Source organism: Candidatus Binatia bacterium (assembly GCA_023150935.1).
Classification (GTDB): Bacteria; Desulfobacterota; Binatia; order HRBIN30; family HRBIN30; genus JAKLJW01.
Window position 1 is genome coordinate 35,514 of the sequence record JAKLJW010000036.1, and the last position, 19,748, is coordinate 55,261.

General features: G+C 67.1%; 11 protein-coding genes. All 11 read right to left on the reverse strand.

The window, feature by feature from the left end; translation table 11 throughout:
- Nucleotides 1–107: 107 nt before the first annotated feature.
- The 11 genes from L6Q96_17920 to L6Q96_17970 all read right to left on the reverse strand — a co-directional run bounded on the left by L6Q96_17920 (nucleotide 108) and on the right by L6Q96_17970 (nucleotide 19,510).
- Nucleotides 108–1,331, reverse strand: coding sequence for a hypothetical protein (locus L6Q96_17920; GenBank protein MCK6556433.1), 1,224 nt, complete (start codon nucleotides 1,329–1,331; stop codon nucleotides 108–110).
- A 167-nt stretch (nucleotides 1,332–1,498) separates the two neighbouring features.
- Nucleotides 1,499–3,958, reverse strand: coding sequence for a hypothetical protein (locus L6Q96_17925; protein MCK6556434.1), 2,460 nt, complete (start codon nucleotides 3,956–3,958; stop codon nucleotides 1,499–1,501).
- Between the two features lie 78 nt (nucleotides 3,959–4,036).
- On the reverse strand, nucleotides 4,037–6,487 hold the full coding sequence (locus tag L6Q96_17930) for a hypothetical protein (GenBank protein ID MCK6556435.1): 2,451 nt from the start codon (nucleotides 6,485–6,487) through the stop codon (nucleotides 4,037–4,039).
- 44 nt (nucleotides 6,488–6,531) lie between these two features.
- The gene (locus tag L6Q96_17935) at nucleotides 6,532–7,752 is read right to left on the reverse strand and encodes a hypothetical protein (protein MCK6556436.1); all 1,221 of its coding nucleotides are present in this window, start codon (nucleotides 7,750–7,752) and stop codon (nucleotides 6,532–6,534) included.
- Nucleotides 7,752–8,258, reverse strand: a complete 507-nt coding sequence (locus L6Q96_17940; GenBank protein MCK6556437.1) for a nuclear transport factor 2 family protein — start codon at nucleotides 8,256–8,258, stop codon at nucleotides 7,752–7,754. Before L6Q96_17940 ends, L6Q96_17935 begins: the two co-directional genes overlap by 1 nt.
- Before the next feature lie 59 nt (nucleotides 8,259–8,317).
- Nucleotides 8,318–9,103: a class I SAM-dependent methyltransferase gene (locus L6Q96_17945; GenBank protein MCK6556438.1), complete on the reverse strand. Its 786-nt coding sequence runs from the start codon at nucleotides 9,101–9,103 to the stop codon at nucleotides 8,318–8,320.
- Nucleotides 9,104–9,592: 489 nt separating this feature from the next.
- Complete coding sequence (locus L6Q96_17950; GenBank protein MCK6556439.1) at nucleotides 9,593–12,697, reverse strand: HEAT repeat domain-containing protein; 3,105 nt, start codon at nucleotides 12,695–12,697, stop codon at nucleotides 9,593–9,595.
- 38 nt (nucleotides 12,698–12,735) lie between these two features.
- The gene (locus L6Q96_17955) at nucleotides 12,736–15,813 is read right to left on the reverse strand and encodes a glycosyltransferase family 39 protein (GenBank protein ID MCK6556440.1); all 3,078 of its coding nucleotides are present in this window, start codon (nucleotides 15,811–15,813) and stop codon (nucleotides 12,736–12,738) included.
- A 734-nt stretch (nucleotides 15,814–16,547) separates the two neighbouring features.
- Nucleotides 16,548–17,720 (reverse strand): glycosyltransferase family 4 protein, encoded by a 1,173-nt coding sequence (locus tag L6Q96_17960; GenBank protein MCK6556441.1) that lies wholly within the window; start codon nucleotides 17,718–17,720, stop codon nucleotides 16,548–16,550.
- A 6-nt stretch (nucleotides 17,721–17,726) separates the two neighbouring features.
- The gene (locus L6Q96_17965) at nucleotides 17,727–18,455 is read right to left on the reverse strand and encodes a polyprenol monophosphomannose synthase (GenBank protein MCK6556442.1); all 729 of its coding nucleotides are present in this window, start codon (nucleotides 18,453–18,455) and stop codon (nucleotides 17,727–17,729) included.
- Nucleotides 18,456–18,625: 170 nt separating this feature from the next.
- Nucleotides 18,626–19,510: an NAD(P)-dependent oxidoreductase gene (locus L6Q96_17970; protein ID MCK6556443.1), complete on the reverse strand. Its 885-nt coding sequence runs from the start codon at nucleotides 19,508–19,510 to the stop codon at nucleotides 18,626–18,628.
- Between the last annotated feature and the right edge of the window lie 238 nt (nucleotides 19,511–19,748).

A 19,748-nucleotide genomic window follows, 5' to 3' on the forward strand; every position in this document is an offset into this window, starting at 1 on the left:
CCCATGACAGCCTCGTTTACCGCGAATTTCAAGGGCCATCGGGGGGGGCCGCGAGGGGCACGGCAGAGTTGCTGACGGGGCCTCGATACGCCGCCAGAAGAAGGTGGCTACTCGGCCCGAACGGATTTGAGGTTCCGTAATGCCTGAACGCCGTTCGCCCCGAGTAACGGCCCGCGTCTTGCGGGCCGTGTATCGAGGGGCGCCTTGCCCTCGGTGAACGACCTCGCCTTGGCCGTGGGCGGGGCGCCGGGAGGCGGCAGAACCGGGGGTGCCGGTTGGTTCTCGGCCACGGTTAGCGTGGCGGGGGATGCCGTGCGGGCGGCGGTTCGCGTCGTGGTCATGGGTTGGGTGCGAGTGGTCGCCGGGGAGGGCCGGCCGGCCGTCGGCGTCTCGGGCCGTGGGCTGGTCTCGGGGCTGCGGGACGGGGTCGACGCCAGCCCGGGACTGCGCGAGGTCGCCGGTGTTGGCGTCTGCGGCGTCCAGTCGGCGGTAGTGGTAGTTGCTGCCGGCGCCGTCGGCGGCGCGGTCCGCGCTGTCGGTGGCGGTGTCGTTGCCACCGTGCTCCGCGCCGGCGGCGTCCATTGATCGGGCCCGATCGACACGCCGGGTGGGACGGCAACTGCGGGGGAATTGCCGGCCGGGCCATGGACGCGCGGTGTTGTGGCGGGGCGCGATGCCGGTTCCACCACCAGTTCGAAGACGAGGATGCCGTCCGGGGAACCGTCGGGTTCGAGGCGATCCAGTCCGATCCGGTCGAGGTCGACGAAGTCCGACGGACGCCACTGCGAGGTCTCGCCGCTCGACGGCATATAGAAGGCGGCGCCCAGCCTGACGCGGTGGGTAGCGTCGGCGAACTCGGTGCCGGCGGTGCGGTCGGTGGCACGGCCGTCGAGCGCCACGGTCGACGAGGCCGGGTTGGGTACGAAGCGGGTCAACCCGTAAGTGAAGGGTACGAGAGCACTGATGGCGGGGTCCACGGTATTGCCGTTGAGGTAGACGTTGAGGACCATTGCGTCGCGCAACTCGCCGGGGAGGTACTGCCAGAAGAGCGTGGTGACGTGCGCTCCCGCGTACAGCGGCTTGACGACCTGAGCGGTGTCGGGTTCGTTGCCGAGCGGGATACTTCGGAGCAGCGGCGGAGGGTAGCGGGTCATTCCTAGCAAACGACCGCTGCGGTCCATCGACGTATGCCAGATCGGTCCCGCGACGTTGCCGGCGCGGTCGGCGGCGTGGATGAGTATGCCGCTGAGTTCGACGGCCATGGCCGGCGGTGGCACGGCGAGCACCGCCAGCGCGGCCATCGCAAGACGAAGAGACACGAGCCCGTTCATCCCACCTTCCTATGTAGACCCGCGTCGTGGTGGAACGCGCTCTCCGAGCGCGTTCTCCAAGGGGTGGAACGCGACCTCCGAGCGCGTTCTCGCAATGGGGTGGAACGCGCTCTCGGAAGCGCGGCTCGGCGGGAGTCTCGTCCTCCCCATCCGATTTCTTCCCGTGGTCAGCCGTTCGCCGTCTTGCTGACTCGCCCGCCCCGCAGGAGCACGGCGCCGCCGATCAGGTAGACGATCAGCGCGATGCCGTTGACGGCGCGGAAACCGATGCTGATGGCGAGCACTATGCACAGGATCGAACCCACAACCGAAGCGACGCCGTTGGCCGCCCACGCCCACGGGATGACGGCCGGGGCGCGCTCGCCGACGACGCGCATGCCGAGCGGCAGGAAGGTGCCCATGACGAGGCCGGCCGGCATCAACAGAAGCATGGCCACGCCGATGCGTATCGGCAGTTCGGTGCCGAGAAACGCACGGAAGGTGGCCGGGAGTCCGAAAATGTAGAAGACGTTGAGCAACACGAGAACCGCCAGCAAACCGCGCAAAGCGCCGCGCGTGTTGGCGAACATGGCTAGGCGCCCGGTCAGATAGCTGCCGATGCCCGAGGCAAGCAGCAAGGTGGCCATGATCACGGAGAGCGAAAACACCGGTGAGCCGAGAAACAGCGTGAAGCGCTGGATGTAGCTGATCTCGATGAAGATGAAGCCGATGCCCAGACACGCGAAGTAGAACAGGTAACGCGCGGCGCTCTCGGCGCTCGCCTCGCGCTTGCGCCACCACAGCGGGGCGAGGATCAGCAGCGCGGCGAAGACGATCGACTGCGCGAGAATCGCGAGCAGGACGAACTGACCCGACGCGAACGTGTAGTCGGCGCGCTTGTCGGCGGCCTGCAGCAGACTGCCCCACTTGAGGAAGTTGAAGAAGAAAGGCCGGTCGTCGAACACGGGACGGAGGTTCATCCAGTGTCCGGCGAGGAACGCCTCCTGCTCGGCGGCGTTCTTGGTCAGAAATGCGCTCACCGGCGACGACAGCGCCTCGCCCGGTACGTGCCAGGGCTGAAAACGCTCGGTCGAGGCATGCTGGCGGATGCGCTCGATGCGCTCCGGCGCGATGGGTTCCGGACCGATCAGCAAGCTGAAGATCGGCAGCGTGGCGTCCTTGCTCTTCGACATGGTGACCAAAATGTGGTCGGCCGGATTTTGCGCTCCAAGTTCGCGCAGGGCTTCCGTGGCCACCGTCACGAGGCGCAGGACCTGACGCGGCGGCAGATCGCCGAAACCCAGATCGCCGCGCACGAAGTGCAGGAAACCTCCGGGTTTGAGGTGGGTGAGGTACTCTTTCAGCGCTTCGACGGTGTAGAGGTAGCTCTCCGACAGCACGTAGGCGCCGGAATACACGGCGGCCAGCGTGTCGATGCCGGTGATCTGGATCAGGTCGTACTTCTTGTCGTGGCGCCGCACGAAGTTGCGGCCCTCGTCGACATGGATGTCGACCTGCGGCGAGTTGAAGACGTTGCCGGTGTAATCGACGAAGTCGCGCTTGAGCAGACCGACGGTAACCGGGTTGAGTTCGATGCCGGTCACGTGAGCGGCGCCGTGTTTCATCGCCATCAGCAAGTCGACGCCGCCGCCGGTGCCGATCACGAGCACCTCCGGCGAGGGGAGCAGGAGGTAGGGCAGGAGCAGCAACGAGCGATCGAGGATGCGCAGCTCGTCGAAGTTGCCGCCGAACTTGTAGATCATCGTCGACGCGTCGCCGTCGTGCGTGATGACCATGTTTTCCGGCGGGACGCTGTAGAAGTTGTCGCTGACGCCCCAGGCGGCGCGTTTGCCGAAGCGCATGGGCGTACCCGGTTTGCCGCGCACGACGTCGACGCGATAGACCGGGCTCCAGCGGGAGAACGCGACCTCGGTCTTGTCGCTCATGATGCGCGGGAGGAACTTGGTGCCCGAGGCGTACGGCTCCGCGTGGCGCGCCAGCGGCACGCAGGCGATCGCAAACAGTGCCACGACGGCCAGGATGCGGGGTCTGGCGGTGGAGTCGTCGAGGGCGAACAGGAAGCTTGCGAACACGAGGATGCCGGCGGCGAGGACGATCACGCCGGGTGCGCCGAGGGGGGTGAGCAGGGCAACGGCGGCGACGCAGCCCGCGGCGGCGCCGAGCAGGTCGGCGAAGTAGAGGGCGGGAATGCGCGCCGGCGCGTTGCTGAGAATGACGGTGATGCACAGGCCGGCGGCGAGAAACGGCGCGGTGACGGCGACGTAGAAGATCGACATGTAGAGGAACTGCCGAGGGTCGTTGCCGGCGCTGAAGTGTCCGCCGGGAAACAGTTCGGCCGGATCGAACGGCACATGAGCGACGACCAGCAGGCAGACGACCAGGAGCACGGCGGCCCCGAGCGACCATCGCGTCAGGGCGCGATTGACGCCGCCCTCGGTGAGCGACGGGAAGGCGTAGTAAAGGGAGCCCGACGCGCCGTAACCGAGCAGCGCGACGCTAATGGTCATATACGCGAAGTGGTACCAGATCGAGAACGAGAAGAAGCGCGTCAGGGCCACCTCGGTCATGAGCGCGGCGAAGGAGATCAGAAACAGCGCCGCGTAGATGCGATCGTCAACTTTCAACATGGCGGAAGGGTGTCCTCCAGTGCTCGACGTTTCGGCGATATCGGGCCTTGCGAACCGGACAGTGGTGTCCTTGTGCGGCTAATGCGCGCCACCCGGCACTTGTCCTTCGCTTCGGGCGGCGGGCAGCGCCAGCACGCCTACGCAGTATACTGCGGCGGCGAGAAACAACACGGTCCGAAAGCCGAACGAGATCGCCAGCACAATACTCAGGATGCTGCCGACAACGGAGGCGCCACCGTTGGCACCCCACGCCCATGGCACCAGCAACTCGTCCCGTTCTCGAACCTCGCGCAGCCCGGCCGGAAAGAACACACCGAGAATCAAGCCCAACGGCATCAGCCCCACCACGGTGCTGGCGTATCGGAAGGCCGCCGGCGTGCCCAACCATTGGGAGAAGAGAAGGGGCACGATCCACGCGTAGCAGACGATTAGCGCAACGAGGGTCGCGAAGCCCAGGTGAATGATCCTACGTGGCGCCAGCGACAATCGGCCGCTGGCAAAGCTGCCGATTCCCGTAGACACCAGCAACGCTAGAAGGATTATTGCCACCGAATAAGTGGGGTGGCCGAGGAATAGGATGAAGCGCTGGATCAGGCTGATCTCGATGAACATGAACCCGAGCCCGAGGGCGGCGAAGTAGGTTGCGAAGCCGAAAGTGCCCGGTCGCCGCAAACGACGGCTCGTTAACAACGGAACGACGATCAGACCCAGCGCCGCCACCGTAGCCACGACGAGAATGGCGGCGAGTACCAGTTGGCCCGTCGCCCCTGCGTGGCCCGTGTCGACCTCCCAACGCGCCGGCGACAGGAGATCGCGCCAGCGATAAAAATGAAAGAAGAACGGCCGGTCGTCGCCGGTGGCCGCGACATTCAATGGCTGCGTGTCGAGGAGTCGCTCTCGTTCGGCCGCATCCGCCGTGAGCAGCCGAGAATGGGGCGTATCCACATTCACCCCCGGCAGATGCCAGATCTCGAATCCGTTGGATGCGGCGAAGTCGCGAAGGGTGCTGATTTCGGCGTCCGTGAACGGCCTTGGTTTGAATAGCAATTCGATCATCGGAACCCCACCCGGGGTAGCGATAATTGCCGTGTGCGAAGCCGGATCGGCAATCCCGGCTCTCTCCGCGGCGCCGATGAAATTCATCACGTGCCGCAAGGAGAAGCGCGCCTGTCCGCCGCGCCAGTGCAGATCGCCGATCATCAGCGATAGCGTGCCGTCCGCGGAGAGATGCTGGAGGTACTCTTCAAACGCCTCGACCGTGTACAAATAGCTCTCGGCCAGCATGTAGGCGCCGGTCGATAACGCGGCGAGCGTGTCGACCCCGGTGAGCTGTATGACGTCGTAGGTGGCGGACGAATGGCGCAGAAAACTGCGGCCTTCCGTGGTCACCACGTCGACATCGGGGCGGGACAACAGGTTGCCCGCGAACTCCGCCTGTCGATTGCGGACGACGTCGACGGTGACCGGATCGAGTTCGACGCCGGTGACGTGCCGTGCCCCGTTGCGGAGCGCGTTCAGGACATCGAAACCGCCCCCAAGTCCGATGACCAGCGTTCGCGGCCGGTTCGCGATCACGTACGGTGTGGCGGAGACGTTGCGCTCGAGGAAGTCCAGTTCCGCCAGGTTCCCGCTGAACTGGTAAATGGGAGCTTCCGCTGTGCCGTCGTGGGCGATGAATCGGATACCCGGGACGGGTCCGGTGTAGTTCTGGCTAACCCCTCGCCGGGCGCCGGCCTCGCCCACCCCCGGGTAAACATCGACGCGGAAAATCGGGCTCCATCGAGAGTAGAAGGGCGTTACCCCAGCCGCCATCATCTTGGCAAGGAGCTTTTCGCCGCTCGGCCGGAACGGGACCAGAGTGACCGCGGCTGCGCAACCTGCCGTGACCATGATGCCAGCCATGGCGTACGGTATTCGCCGCTCGGGCCGCGCTACGACTAGGGCAGCGCAGACGAAGATCGAGGCGCTCGCGACCGCCGCACCCGGCGAACCGAGGAGCCATATCGCGCCGACGGCGACGGCACAGCCCGCGCCGGCGCCGAGGAGGTCGGCGAAGTAGATGTCGTTTGGCGACCGCGCACTGCGAAACGCGCAGGCCATCGCCAGCCCCGCTGCGAAATAGGGCGCGCTGCAAAGCACGAAGAACAACAACATCAAGAAGAGCTGGGTGAAGCTCGTGCCAATCGAAAAAGGCTGCAAGGGTATGAACAATATCGTCAGCAGGGAAATCAGAACGCCGACGGCGGCCAGGAGCATGGAGCGCACCATCAGCGCTGCCGGTGGCTGGCTTGACAACCATGCCGATGCCGATAGGAAGGCGCCCGAGGCGCCGTAACCCAGCAGCGCGACGGTCAGTGCGACGTATGTGAAATGGTACCAGAGCGAGAACGAGAAGATGCGTGTGTAAGCGATCTGGAGCAACAGGACCGCCAGCGACAGCATGAAAATGGCGATGCGGGTGAAGCCCGGCCGCTCTGTCATCTGGCTGGCAGTCGGCGGCGGTGCGGGTCTGACAAGACCTGCGTCCATGGCGTTTCTCCTTGCTTGGTGCGGCCAGGTTCCGGCAACCAGTATCAGTTGGGTGCGGTTGCGGCCGCGGTTACCGGAACGAGGCCCTGGTGGACTAGAAAATCCGCCGCTGTGTTCGCCGCCAGCCGGTTGCCGGCGGGTGTCCAATGCGGATCGAAACGGAAGAACAGGCGACCGTTGTCTTTGGCCTCTTCGAAAACGTCGAAAAGATCGACCGATTGGATTTGTTCCTTCTCCAAGAACTCCGTCAGGATACGGTTCGGCCGGCGCTGGTCCCACGTGCGCAGCCCTATGGGGTTACGCGCCATCATCCGCCGCCAGTCGACATCGTAGTGTGCCCACGGACCGTTCACGAGCATGACTGCAAAGAGTGCCCCCTTTGCCTCGACCTCCTGACGCAGTTTGCGCAGCAACGCTTGGTTCACGCGCCACGCCGTGTCGACCTCGGTCGAGTATTCCGGCGCATAGACCAGCATGTCCCAGGGCACCCACGGCACGTTGGGATCCGTGGGCGGGGGCACCCCCCGCGGTGGGGCGGGTACGAATGCCCGCCCCCCGAGCCGCTCGTAGACGTATTCGCCAACGTACAATCGGCGCCACCACGGCAATGGTGGCGGGGGCGGTTCGCCGGGGCGTTTTTCCAGCGTTCCGTCGTCCCTCAAAGCGAAGCTTGGCTTGGTCAGGTTTGCGCGGGGCGACTTGCGGTTGAAGGGTGCGTAGCTCTCGCGGATGTCATTCGCGGTTGTGAACGACAGCAGAACGAGGTCCGCGCCGTACCTGTAACCTTCATTCTGGAAGTACAACAGCTCGTTGTCCGTTCCAAAGCTTGCGACGCCGCTGTTTATCACTTCGATACGAGTGTGACAGCGCTGATTCAGCTCTTGATCGAGGATGCGCCCGAAGGTCTCTTCCAGTTCTACCTGCAGCGCCTCCATGTAGGAATCCCCGAGGATCAGGATGCGGAATACTCCCTTCGGCTTCGCGTAGGCATGCTCGACGTCGCGGAGGCCCTTCGAGTTGATACGCACCGAGGTCTTGAACTCGCCGTGGTCGTCGTACCACGTGCCGGAGCGTCCGGGTGGGTGACGCCAGCCGAATGGCGGGTGCGGTTCCCAGAAAAAGCCGCGCTCGTTTGTTGGGCGGACCCAATGGTATACGTGGAAGCCCGCCTCGATCAGTCCGGCACCGATGAGGCATCCACCGACCATCAGCGCTCCCCCCAACGCCGCTGCGTGCCAATTGCGCAGGCTGGAGCGATCAGCCATTAACCCCTCTTCTTCAGGAACTGCAGGTAGACGCCGGCGTTGTAGTAATTGCGTACGCGGCGGATGCGCCCGTCGCGCACCTCGATTAGCGTTACGCCGTCGATCGGGACCGCCTTGCCGCTCGGATGCGTTTGCTGCAACTGCCACTCGATCGCGACGACGTCGCCCTGAGAAAGCTTGCGCTTCGCGGTGTAAACGCGATCCCGCCAGAGCGCGTTGCTGCGATCAAGCCAGTCTCGCACCGCTACCGGCCGCAGCGGCTGCATCAGCGTCGGGTCCCGCAACTCGGCGTCGGCGTCGAGCAGGCGCAGCGCCTGCTCCGAATCGTGACTGTTGAGCGCATCGAGCCAGCGCTGCCCGACGTCGTTGCGGTCATCCTGAGCACAGCCCGCCACGGCCAGACATGCGGCCAACGCCAACGCCGTCAGTCCGAAGCGGCCGCGCCGTCCCGCGGGCGCCACGTCCGGCGTGCGATCGGTTGCCCCGCGTGCTGTCGACTCGTTCATGCCCGTTTCCTTTCCTTCGCCGCGGCCCGCGCGTCGCGACAACTGCCCGGCGGCCGATGCTATGGCCGGCACACGGCCAGCAAGTCCAGCGCATCGGCCGTTTCCTCCCGGATCGCGAAATCCTCCGGGCCGATCGCCGGGGTGCCGCCGCTGCCCGCCGCTATGTTGCGGCGCACCAGCTTCGCCAGACGCGGATACGCCCACTCGATCAACGCCCGCGGCAGCAGCCGCCGCAGGTTCAACGGATCGAGCCGCAAGATGCGGTTCGCCTGCACGCCCCGCGCACGCTCGTAAGCCATCACCCGCTCGTTGCCGCACACGCCGCGCATCTCGACCTGCCCGAACACGCCGCGCAAGACGCCCTCCAGCTCGTCGGCGAAATACTCGTGCACGTGATACGGGTTCTCGACGAACGAGTTCGCCTTGTTCGGCGTCGTGATCACCAGGCACCCGCCGGGCCGCAACACCCGCCGCACCTGCTCGAGAAACGGCCGCGGATCGACGAGGTGCTCGAGCACCTGAAAGTTGCACACGACGTCGAACTCCTCGCCGAGGTCGGCCAGCCGCTCCAGCGGGCACGCTCTGTACGCGAGGTTCCCCTGCCGGTAGCGCTCCGTCGCCACCGCAATTGTGCCGGTAGAACGGTCCACCCCCAGCGCCCGCGTCGCCGTCTGCGCGAGCAGATGCGTGCCGTAGCCGTCGCCGCAGCCGGCATCGAGCACGACCTTGCCGCGCACGACCTCCTGCGCCCACCGATACGCCACCAGATGCCGCGCGAAATCCGCCGCAAACAACGGATCCCCGGCGACGAGCCGCTCTCCGGTGAAGATGCCTGGTTGGTCCATATGATTTAACGGGATGCCGCAATACGGTTGCGGGCCCTTTGCCGGAGCCTAGCGCGGGCTGGCGCCCGCAACCCAATGGTCGTCCCGTACTCGTACGCGTACCCGTACTCGTACGCGTACACGGAACGGTGTTGAGCCAACTGGCCCGTGTACGAGGACGTGTACCGCTTCGCTGCGTACGTGTACGGGAGAATCTTGTTGCCCGGCTCAGAAACCTGGCGATCGCGGCTCAGGGCAGGCTGACCCCCGCAACCCAAAGCGAACAACCAGCCCGTTCGCCCCTGCCGAGCCTCTCCCTCGATACGCCGCCTGAGAAGACGGCGGCTACTCGGGACGAACGGCGGGACACTGCTGCCCCATGGCCTGAAGACTTCTTCGCACCGGGCGAGCAAACGCGGAAATCGTAAGTCAGAACAGGCTTCGCGGGGCTCTCGGCAGCGCCGAGACCTCCGCAGCCCGAACGGGTTTGGGGTGGATTTCATTGGCTCCTCACTTTCCTCCCCGGTCAACCTTCCGCCGTGCCGCCGCGGCCGCTGCCGCTACCTGGTCATTGCCGTCGCCGGCGGCTTTGTCGAGGACGGTCGCACTGGCCGGGTCGCCGAGCTCTCCCAGCGCCCAGGCCGCCGCCAGCCGCACTTGTAGCACGGGATCGTCGAGGCCCGCTTCCAACGGTTTGCGCAGCTCCGGGTCGCGCAACGCCGCAGCCGTCCAGAACGCCGCCGTACGGGTTGCGTCGTCCACGCCCGACATCAACTTCGCCAGCTCCGCCCGCGCCGGCTCCGGTCGCTCCGCGTACGCGTCGACGAGCAGGGCCGCGGGGATAGCCCGGTCCTTGCGAAGGAGCTTGACGATCGCCGGCAGCAGCGACGCGCCGAAGCCGAGCTGTGCCAGACTCTCGGCGGCCTGAACGCGCAGCTCGGGGGCCTGTCCGGGGTCACCGAGCAGGCGGACGAGAAAAGGAATGACTACCCGATTCGGTTGCCGCGCGGCGACCCGGATCGCAAACGAGCGCAGCATCGGCGATTCCCACGGATTGTCGATCCATTGTATGAGCAGGTCGAGATCGACCGTGCGGGCGAACGCGGCGAAGGCACCCGGATCCGGCGGCGCAAACCACTGTTGCTCCTTCGCGGACTTGTTAGCTGCCGTGAACATGAGGCCGCCGAGCGCCCAACGATTCCAAGAGTCGGCGGCTTGCCACATGCGTAGCAGAGGCGGTAGCGATCCCGCGTCGCCGAGTTCCGCCACCACGCGGAAGAACAGCTCGCGCAGCTCCGGCGGCCCCGTGTAGTTCTCCAGTAGCAGCGCGATTGCCGCCGCACCTTCGGCGCTGCGGCTCTTGCGGATCAAACGCGCCAGCTTCTCCTGGGCGTCGGGCTCGGCGGCGCCGAGAGCCGCAGCCAGTCCGGGAACATCGGCTGCAGTCAATCCCTTCAGCGCGGCCGCGGCCGTTCGCGCCGGCGGTCCCGGGTTGTGTTCGAGCTCGGCGTGCCACAGGGCAATGGTGTCTCGCAGCCGCCCGGTGGCTTCGCCGGATCGATCCTGCCGCTCCGCCGTCGCTCCGGTGGGTCCGAGAACGTCGAGCGTATCGAACCGTCGCTCCAGCCTGTAATTGTCTCTGACGTGGCGCCGCAGCATGGCGTAGTACACGGGGGCGTGTCCGAAGAAGAGCGAATGATCGTGCAGAGCGACGATATACCGCGGCGGGCGCGCTCGCAGCGCATCGAGGACCTCGGCCTCGACATCGTGCCCGGGCCAGCCCGGGAAGAAATACCCGTGCCGGGTCGGGTTCTGCCGGTCGGCGAGGAACGAGACGATGTCGAGCGCCGGGAACGCGAAGACCGTGTCGTCGGATGCCGAATGCTCACGGAGGTAGCGCGCCGTGGACCCGAGGGCGAGAAACGGCCGCGCCGCCGCGGGTTCCAGAACCAGCGGCGCTCGCGTCCTGTCCAACCAAACGACCGCCCTATCGTCCCGCTCCCACCAGGCGCGGGCGAGGTAGGAGATGCGGCCGAGCGCCGGGGCGACCAGCACGACGACGAGGGCGTAAACCGGCAGGGCCACGGCGCTCGCGACCAGGGTCCGCCCGCGCTTCGTGCGGGCCATGCCGCGCGCCCACACCTGCGCGAACAGGTGCAGCAGCCAGGCGCCCAGGATCAGTATCCCGGGCGATGCCGGTACCAGGTGCATGAAGTCGCTGCGCGGGTAGAGCTGCATGTGGGTCAGTGTCCCCGACAGCAGGAGAATAAGCAGGACGCCGAGTCGCGGGCCGTAGGCGCCGGCGCCTGCCCGTGCGCCCGCTTCCGCATCCTGCACCAGGGAGAGCGCCCGGCCACGCCAGGTTTGCAGGCCATACACGAGCAGCGCTGCCCACTGTGTCACCTGGATCAGCACGAAGGCGATGTCGCGGACGCGCATGACCACCGAACTCTGAAAACCCTCCACCATCGGCGGCGGATGCCGGATTAGCCATACCGTGGCGATTATCAGACCGGCGACGAGCCCGCCGGTAACGATGCGGGGTGACAGCACCCGCCGGCGCATCAGGACGCCGACGGCGAATGCCGCTCCGAGTGCCGCGCTCAAGGCCAGGCCCCAGGCGCCGATCGGCGGGTACGCCATGTAATAGAAGCGATCGAAGCCCGTGCCGACGAACAGGATGGCGCGCAGGGCGGGCATCGTTCCGAGCCGCATCCAGAAATAGACCACCCACGGCAGGGTGACGGCGGCGAATCCCAGCGACAGTAGTACGAGGTTGCGCCACAGAACCGCCGGCGCCACTTGCCGCGCTACGCTGCGGGCCTGGGTCAGGGTCGCCTTGTACGCAATCAGCACGATCAGCGGCGCCGCAAACAGCAGGACGCCGCGCGCGCCGGCGCCGCGCGCGAACAGGTCGGTCAGGGCGACGGTGAGTGCCAGCGGTATGAGCCAGCGCACGATACTGGCCGACCGCGCGACCAGACGCGCGCCCCGGCCGGGGCGGCGTGCCGGGTCGAGACGCGGGACTTCGAGCAGGCACAGCGCCATCAGCAGCGCCGCAAGGTTGAGCAGGCCGCTGTTCGGCTTGAAGCCGAAGACGATGCCCGCACACAGCCCCGCCGCCAGCCACAGGCTGCCGCGGCCGGTCTCCCACCAGCGCACCACGCACACGACGCTGAGTTGCCAGAAGAGGGTCACGTACCAGATCGGGTACGGGATGTTGAACGCGGCGAACTGGCCATCGTAGAAGGGGATGAAGGCGAGATACAGAAGGCCGCCGGCGGCGGCCGCCGCGCCGGAAGTGCCGAGGCGCCGCGCCAGCCAGTACATCAAGTAGACGCTGAGGCCGTTGATCGCCGCCAGGCACAGCCGCAGCACGACTACGTTGACGCCGAACAGCGAGAAGAGCGTCGTGTTCCACCGGTAAATCCCGGGTGTGTAGCCGGCGTGGAAGTCGACGTAGAGCGTCTGACCGAGATAGGTGCGGTAGATCTGGTAGATCAGGGTGCCTTCGTCGTCGAGGTTCAGTCCGTAAGGAGCCAGCGCCGCGAAGTAGGCGACCGCGACGACGAACAACAGCAACCCCCCGCCGCGGAAGCCGCGCGCCGAAGCCATTCTGCCGGTAGGCGATGAAATTTGCGGCGGCGCCATGTTCACCCTGCCTGTGCCTGTAGCCGCTCCATCGCGGCGGCGGCAAAGCCGCGCACGACGACGTCAGGGTCGGCCAGCGCGGCACGAATTGTCGCGGTTGCGGTCGCACCAGCGGTGCGGCCGAGAGCCCAGATGCCGGCGGCGCGCACCCGCGGCTGCGGCGCCGCGGCGGCCTCCCGCAGGGACGGCACCAGGGCCTGCCATTGCAGGACGCCGGCGAGGAACGCCACCACCTCCCGCTGCTCCGGGTCGCCTTCTCGCAGTGCCCGTAGCAACACCGGCTCGGCGGCGGCCGGGTGCGCCCGGCTCCAGGTCAGGGCGAGGCTCGGGGCCAGTGCCGGGCTCGCGGGCACCAGCGCGAGAATACGCTCGAGAGTTGCGGCATCGTCGTCCAGCGCCGCCAGGGCGGCGACTGCGGCGACTTGCAGGCCGGAGTTCGGGTCTTCGGCGAGGCGCCGCAGGTCGGACAGGAGCGCGTCCCGGTCGGCATCGGCGCCGGCGCGGTCGCGTCCGAGGGCCCAGGTGGCGAACAGGCGCAGGCGCACGTCGGTATCCGCCGACACCACCCAGTGCCGCAGCACGTCGCGCAGCGCCCACACGTTGAAGAGCTGCAAGCCCGCATCGCCCGAAGCGGCTGCGGTGCCCTGGCGCAGAACGTCCTGCGACGCAAGGCGGACCGGAGCGCTCGCTGCCGCCACGTCGAGGGACGCCGCGCCGAACTGGAAGGGTTCCAGCAAACCGCGGATGGCGATGTTGAACAGCGCCGTCGAGACGGCGTCGCGGGCCGGCCCATTTTCGGGCAGGGGCGCGCGCAGAAGACGGGCCGCGGCCCGGGCATCGCCAAGCTCGCCGACGACCCGGAGGGCAAAGAGAGCCGCCGGCGGGGATGCCGCGAGTTGGCCGTTCGCGAACAGTTCGGCGAGCGCAAGGGCAGCTTCGGGCGAATCGGTCTCGCGCGCCCGCTGCAACAGTGCAGTTGCGGTGCGCGCATCGGCGGCGGCCAGACAGGCTCCCAGGGCGGCGCTATCGCCGTCGGTGACGCGGCGCTCGCAGACCGTGGACGCGGGGTCGTCCGCGGACGGGGAAACCTCGCTTTGCGGCGCGGCATCGAACGGCGGTGCCGCGTCGCCGGCGCGCACCAGCAGCGCGAACGTCCCGGCGCGTCCCACCGGCCGGTACCCGGCCCTGATGTGCTCGCGCAACATGAAGAAGTACGCGGGGGAGTCCGAGAAGTAGAGCGGGGCGGGGTTGGCGACGACGGCGAAACGCGGCGGTTGCCGGGTCAGCGCATCGACGACTTCCGCCTCGACGATATGGTCCGGCCAGCCGGAGTAGAAGTAACCGATGCGCGCCGGGGTGTGCAGACCGGCAAGGAAACACAGAAGGTCGAGGTTGGGGAACGTGAACAGTCGATCGCCGGGCTGCTGCGCACGTTCCAGGTAGTCGACGACCGCGGCCAGATCGCGCATCGGCTGCCCGCTGCCGTCGGCGCGTACGAGCAGCGGCGCGCGTTTGAGTGGCACCGAAACCAGGCCGCTGCGTTCCGGCGCGAACGGGTACATGGCCACGTCCACGCATAGGGCCAGTTGCGGTGCCGCGATGACGACGAGTCCGGCGGCCACGGCCGCTACGACCGTGCCGTCCAGCAGGCTTCCGATCCGAACCGGCAGGCCGGCACGCCACAGCGCCACCAGCCAGTAAGACAGGGCAGCGGCGAGGACGAGGGTGAACGGGGCGGAGAACACGAGGTGGAAGAAGTCGCTGCGCGGATAGACGGTCAGATACAGGAACAGCGCGGCGACGAGAAGCAGCAGTAGATCGCGCCGGCGTTGTGCCCCTCCGGGTCGGCCGTCCATTCGGTCGGCAACCCCGGCCGACAGGCAGCCGATCGCGGCCCAGTGGACGAGTATTGCCGCGGCGAAGCTGGCATCCTGGACGCGCATCAGGACGGAGCGCTGGAAGCCCTCGGGCATCGGCGCGGCGAGTCCCAACCATGCCGCGGTGCCCGCCACCAGGGCGAACAGGCCGGCAAGGAGCGACCGGCCCGAGACCCGGCCGCGACTGCACGCGTACGCCATGGCGACAAGCCCGGCGAGACCGGCAGCCAGCGCCGCGTCGCGCCACGCCGGCGGACGGTAAGCGAGATAGAAGAACTGCTCGTAGCCCGCGTCGATAAACAGTACTTCACGGGCGAATCGCGTCCAGCCGAGCTGCCAGAGATAGTAGGCGAGCCACGGGCCGCTGACGACTGCGAAGCCGGCGAGTAGCGAGCCGGTCGCCGCGATTCCCCCTGGTCCGTGCCCGGAAACGGCTCGCTCCGGATATGCGAGCAGGCAAACGGCGGTCAGGGCAACGATCGGAAGGACGAGCAGCAGCCCTTCCTGTCCGAACAGGTGACTGCGGAACACCACCGCCACGCCGCCGAGCACGGCGGCCGGCACGAGCCAGTTCGCGGCAATGGTTTTCCACGGCCGCCCCGGCGCGCTCTGTGTTTCGGCGTTGCACAGGAAGCTCACACTGAGCACGGCTGCCGCGAGATTGAACAGGCCACTGTTGGGCTTGAACGAGAAGTTCAAGCCGGCGAGGGCGCCCGCCAGCAGCAGCCAGACCGCCCGCCCGTCCGCGCTCCAGCGCCGCAGGGCGTGTATCCCGACGGCCCACAGCAGGATTGCGTACCAGGCCGGATAAACGACGTTGAACGAACACGATACCGCCGGGACCACCGGCAGCAGTGCGGCATAGGCGAACGCCCCGAGCGCCGCGTAGCGCGGCGGTACGAGCGTGCGGGCCAGGGTGTAGAGCACCAGTACGGTAACGGCGTGAACGAGCACAAGCGCGGCGCGCAGTACCAGCAGGTTCGTTCCGAACACGTCGAGCAGAAGAGCGTGCCAGTAAAAGAAACCCGGGGTGTACCCGCTGATGAAGTCGATGTAGGGCCGCTGACCGTGCAGGGTGCGGTCGATGAGGTAGACCGTGCCGCCCTCCTCGCCGACGTTGAGCCCGTACGGGGCGAGCAGTCCGAAGTAGGCGAGGGCGGCTGCGAACACGCCGAGGCGCTGCCAGCGTTCGGGGTGTTTCAATAGAAACCTCTTCCGTGCAGGATTTGAGCCCGCCCGGATAAAACGTGCGCTCCGCGCGCCTTCACCACGCATGACACTGCCACAGCACGGCAACAGCACCCCGCCACGGAGTCAGGTTCCTCTCCCGGCGGGAGAGGTCAGGTGAGGGGATGAGATGAAATGAGGCACGGGCGTCACGACAGCACCCCGCCACGGAGTCAGGTTCCTCTCCCGGCGGGAGAGGTCAGGTGAGGGGATGAAACGAGACTGCCGTCCGGTATGGGTGTCGGCGCCGGCGTGGTCGGGCAGTTCGTAATGCGATCGGGTCATTTTCGCAGCCGCCGGTGCGCGGTTGATCACACCCCCTCACCTGACCTCTCCCTGTGGGAGAGGAACCTGACTCCGCAGCGGGGTGCTGTTGCCGTGGTGCGCCGGGGGGATCCCCTCACCTGACCTCTCCCGCCGGGAGAGGAACCTGACTCCGCAGCGGGGTGCCGGCGTGGCGCTGGTGCCCGGTTGGCTCTCATCTCCTCACTGAGTTCGATCGCACCGCCTCACCTGACCTCTTCCAGCAAGGGTGCCGGCGAAGGGCCCGCGTCGCGAAGGCATCCCGAGGTCCCCCGCGTGGGCCCAGGACTCGTTCTTCGCGACGGTTTCGGCGGTGCCGAGACCTGCTCAGCCCGAACGGTGTTGGGCCCGATCGCGTCCGGGTGGTGTCGATCGATCGACGATGCGGCGCCGATTCGTGGCCCCGGTCACGAATCGCCCCACGAGCCGCGTAGTGGCGCGTTCAGTTGTGGTAGCGAGCGGCTCTGCTGCGACGGCGCGGCCACCGCTTCGATGACTGCGGCGACGTCGGCGGCGGCACCAGCCCACGAAAAACGCCCCGCCCATGCAACCGCAGCCCGGCCGAGACGCTGCCGGTATTCGCCGTCCGACAACAGACGGGCGAGAGCGTTGCCAAGCGCTTCCACGTCGCCGTGCGGCACCAGTAGGCCGGTTTCCTCGTGGCGCACGGCGTCGCGCAGGCCGGGGACGTCGCTGGCCACGGCCGGTAGGCCGCAGGCGTTCGCCTCGAGCACGGTCAGCCCCCAGCCTTCCTTCTCCGAGGTGTTCGCGACGACGTGAGCGCGGCGAATGTGAGCCACCTTCTCCTCGTCCGATACGAAACCCGTGAACGTTACCCGTGACGAAAGGCGGCGTTGCTCGGCCTGGCGCACCAGCGAGGTACGGGCGGCGCCGTCGCCGACGACCAGCAACTGCACGTCCGGAACGAGCGGGACGAGTCGCTCGAGCGCCTGCAGCACCAGTTCGATGCGTTTGTAGTACTCGACCCTTCCCAGGACCAGTAACGTGGGCCGTTCGGCGGGGACGCGACCGCGGTCGTGATAGAGGGCGTGATTCAATCCGTTCGGGATGACATTGATGGCCGCGGACGGAATTCCGCGTTCGACCAAGTCGTCGCGGGTGCTCGGCGATACGGCGATGAACTGCCGGCCGCGATAGACGAACGGGATAAGCTTCTCGCTGCCGTAGACGACGGTGGCCACCGGGAACGGCACCTGGCTGAACGCCGTGGTGCCGAACAGATGGTGAACCAGCGGCACCACGGGCGCTCGCACGTAGAGCGGGGTGCAGAAGGGGACCTTGTTGAGGTGCTCGACGACGACCGTGCCGGGTGTGCGCAGCTCGCGGCGGACGGCGAACGGGAGCATGAGGTAGTAGGTGAGGCGATTGCCGAATCGCCGCACGCGCAAGCCGTCCTGCATTTCCTCCGCCGCGGCGCCTGCGAAGCGGGTACACAGCAGCACCGGCTCGTAGCCGGTGCGGGCGAAGTGCGTGGCGGTTTCGGCGATGTGGAGTTCGGCGCCGCCGGCCCACGGATGGCGCCGGTCGCGCTCGTTGAGAATGACGAGCTTGCGGCCCATCGAGACCTACAATCTGCCGGCGAGATCCATTGCGCGCAGCCACCAGACGATCCACAGGGCCTCGGCGGCGATCGACTTGTTCATCTTCGAGTCGCCGGTCTTACGGTCCATGAAGATGATCGGCAGCTCCTTGATCTGATGGCCGATCCGCCAGGCGCGGTAAGTCATCTCGATCTGGAAGGCGTAACCGTTGGAACGTACGCGATCGAGCGGTATGCGTTCGAGGGTTTCTCTCCGCCAGCACTTGAAGCCGCCGGTGACGTCGAACAGGGGCAGGCCGGTGACCTTGCGGGCGTACCAGTTACCGAAGTAGCTGAGCAGCAGCCGCTCGATCGGCCAGTTGACCACGGTTATCCCGGCCAGGTAGCGCGAGCCGAGCACCATGTCGTAGCCGTTGATCTGCTGGCGAAACTCGTTGAGCATCGCCACCGGGTGTGAGAAGTCGGCGTCCATCTGCACAACGTAGTCGGCCCCGGTGTGCAACGCCTCCTTGAATCCGTCGATGTATGCCGGTCCGATGCCCTGGCGGTGCGGGCGCCGCAGCACGCGGACGCGCGGATTGGCGGCGCCCATGGCAGCGACGAGGTCGGCGGTCCCGTCCGGCGAGGTGTCGTCGACGACGAGCACGGAGAAGCTCTCGTCCTGCGCGAGAATATCGGGAATCAGTCGCTCGACGTTTTCGCGCTCGTTAAAGGTGGGAATAACGACGGTCGTCCGCTTCGGTGTCTTGGTCAAGTGTAGGTGCGCCTCTTCGACGTGAACTTGCCGCCGCCACGCATATGGCTCCGCCATGCCCGCCTGCGCCCCGCTCTGCAGCCCGTCTCGAGTAGCTATCTACGGACAGCGCGGTTTTGCAAGCGAATGCGGCGGGCGGGAGAGGGCGTGAGGGCCTGGGGGCGTGGGGGCTACGCGCTTTCGAGCAGGCCTGCGGTGTGGAGTTGGATCTTGAGTTGCTCCAGTCCTTCGCGGGGGCCGCGCAGGGGGCTCTTGAGGACGGCGCGTGCCTTATCGATGACGAGGCCGCCGCGCAGCGGCCGCGGAGCTTTTTGTCCGAGTTCCGCGGTGGTGCGCGGCTGGAGGAATCCCGGGTCGAGATCGAACACTGCGCACACGAGGCGGGCGAAGCTGACGCGGTCGAGGAACTCCGCGCCGACGACGTTCCAGACGCCGCGATGTTCCGCGGTGGCCAGCTCGCGCACGGCCGCGGCGAGGTCTTCGACGTAAGTCGGCGTTCCCCACTGATCGAGCGGCACGTACATCGTTTCGCCGCGCCGGCTGCGGCCCAGAAGTGCCATGACGAAGTTCTTGGCGGCGCGCTCGAATCCGTAGACGCCGCAGACGCGTACGATCAGGTGATCGTCGAGAGTCGCGGCAATGGCCTGCTCGGCCGCGAGTTTGTGCCGGCCGTACACGTTGATCGGGTCCGGAGTCGAGTCTTCCCGATACGGGCCGTCGTGACCGTTGAAGACGTAATCGGTGGAGAAGAACACGTAGCGGGCCCCGGCGGCGCGCGCCGCCGCGGCGACGTTGCGCGTGCCGGCGACGTTGACGGCATACGACTCCTCGGTGTGCTCCTCGCACCAGTCGACGTGCGGCTGTGCGGCGGGGTGAACGACCAGGGCGGGGCGAACCTCGGCGACCAGGCGGCCGACCGCCGCGGCGTCCCGAATATCGAGCGGCAGCAGTCCATCGACCGGGTGATTGAAATAGGTCCCGGCCGTGCCGGGTCCGAACGTTTCGTGCAACACGCCGCCGATGAAACCGGAGGCGCCGATAATCAGAGTGCGCATGAGCCGAGCCTATGCAGCGCGCGGCCCGGAGGCAAACGGCAGACTCTGTCCGTGTGGCGGGCGGCCCGGCGACCTGGGGGCCTGGTGGCCTGAGGGTGTGAGGGCCTGGGGGCCTGTGGGCTGGTCGATTCTTTTGGTGCGATGAAAGAAGGGCCCCCCTTCCCGGTTGCGGGGAGGGGGGCCCTGGGGTTTCGGTTACGGCTTCACCAGCTTGAACTGGAAGACGGTGACGAGATCG

Excerpts from the sequence above, each read along its gene's own strand:
- L6Q96_17970 (MCK6556443.1), bottom strand. The coding sequence starts at position 19,510 with ATGCGCACTCTGATTATCGGCGCCTCCGGTTTCATCGGCGGCGTGTTG.
- L6Q96_17950 (MCK6556439.1), bottom strand. The coding sequence starts at position 12,697 with ATGGCTTCGGCGCGCGGCTTCCGCGGCGGGGGGTTGCTGTTGTTCGTC.
- L6Q96_17925 (MCK6556434.1), bottom strand. The coding sequence starts at position 3,958 with ATGTTGAAAGTTGACGATCGCATCTACGCGGCGCTGTTTCTGATCTCC.
- L6Q96_17945 (MCK6556438.1), bottom strand. The coding sequence starts at position 9,103 with ATGGACCAACCAGGCATCTTCACCGGAGAGCGGCTCGTCGCCGGGGAT.
- L6Q96_17935 (MCK6556436.1), bottom strand. The coding sequence starts at position 7,752 with ATGGCTGATCGCTCCAGCCTGCGCAATTGGCACGCAGCGGCGTTGGGG.
- L6Q96_17920 (MCK6556433.1), bottom strand. The coding sequence starts at position 1,331 with ATGAACGGGCTCGTGTCTCTTCGTCTTGCGATGGCCGCGCTGGCGGTG.
- L6Q96_17960 (MCK6556441.1), bottom strand. The coding sequence starts at position 17,720 with ATGGGCCGCAAGCTCGTCATTCTCAACGAGCGCGACCGGCGCCATCCG.
- L6Q96_17940 (MCK6556437.1), bottom strand. The coding sequence starts at position 8,258 with ATGAACGAGTCGACAGCACGCGGGGCAACCGATCGCACGCCGGACGTG.
- L6Q96_17930 (MCK6556435.1), bottom strand. The coding sequence starts at position 6,487 with ATGGACGCAGGTCTTGTCAGACCCGCACCGCCGCCGACTGCCAGCCAG.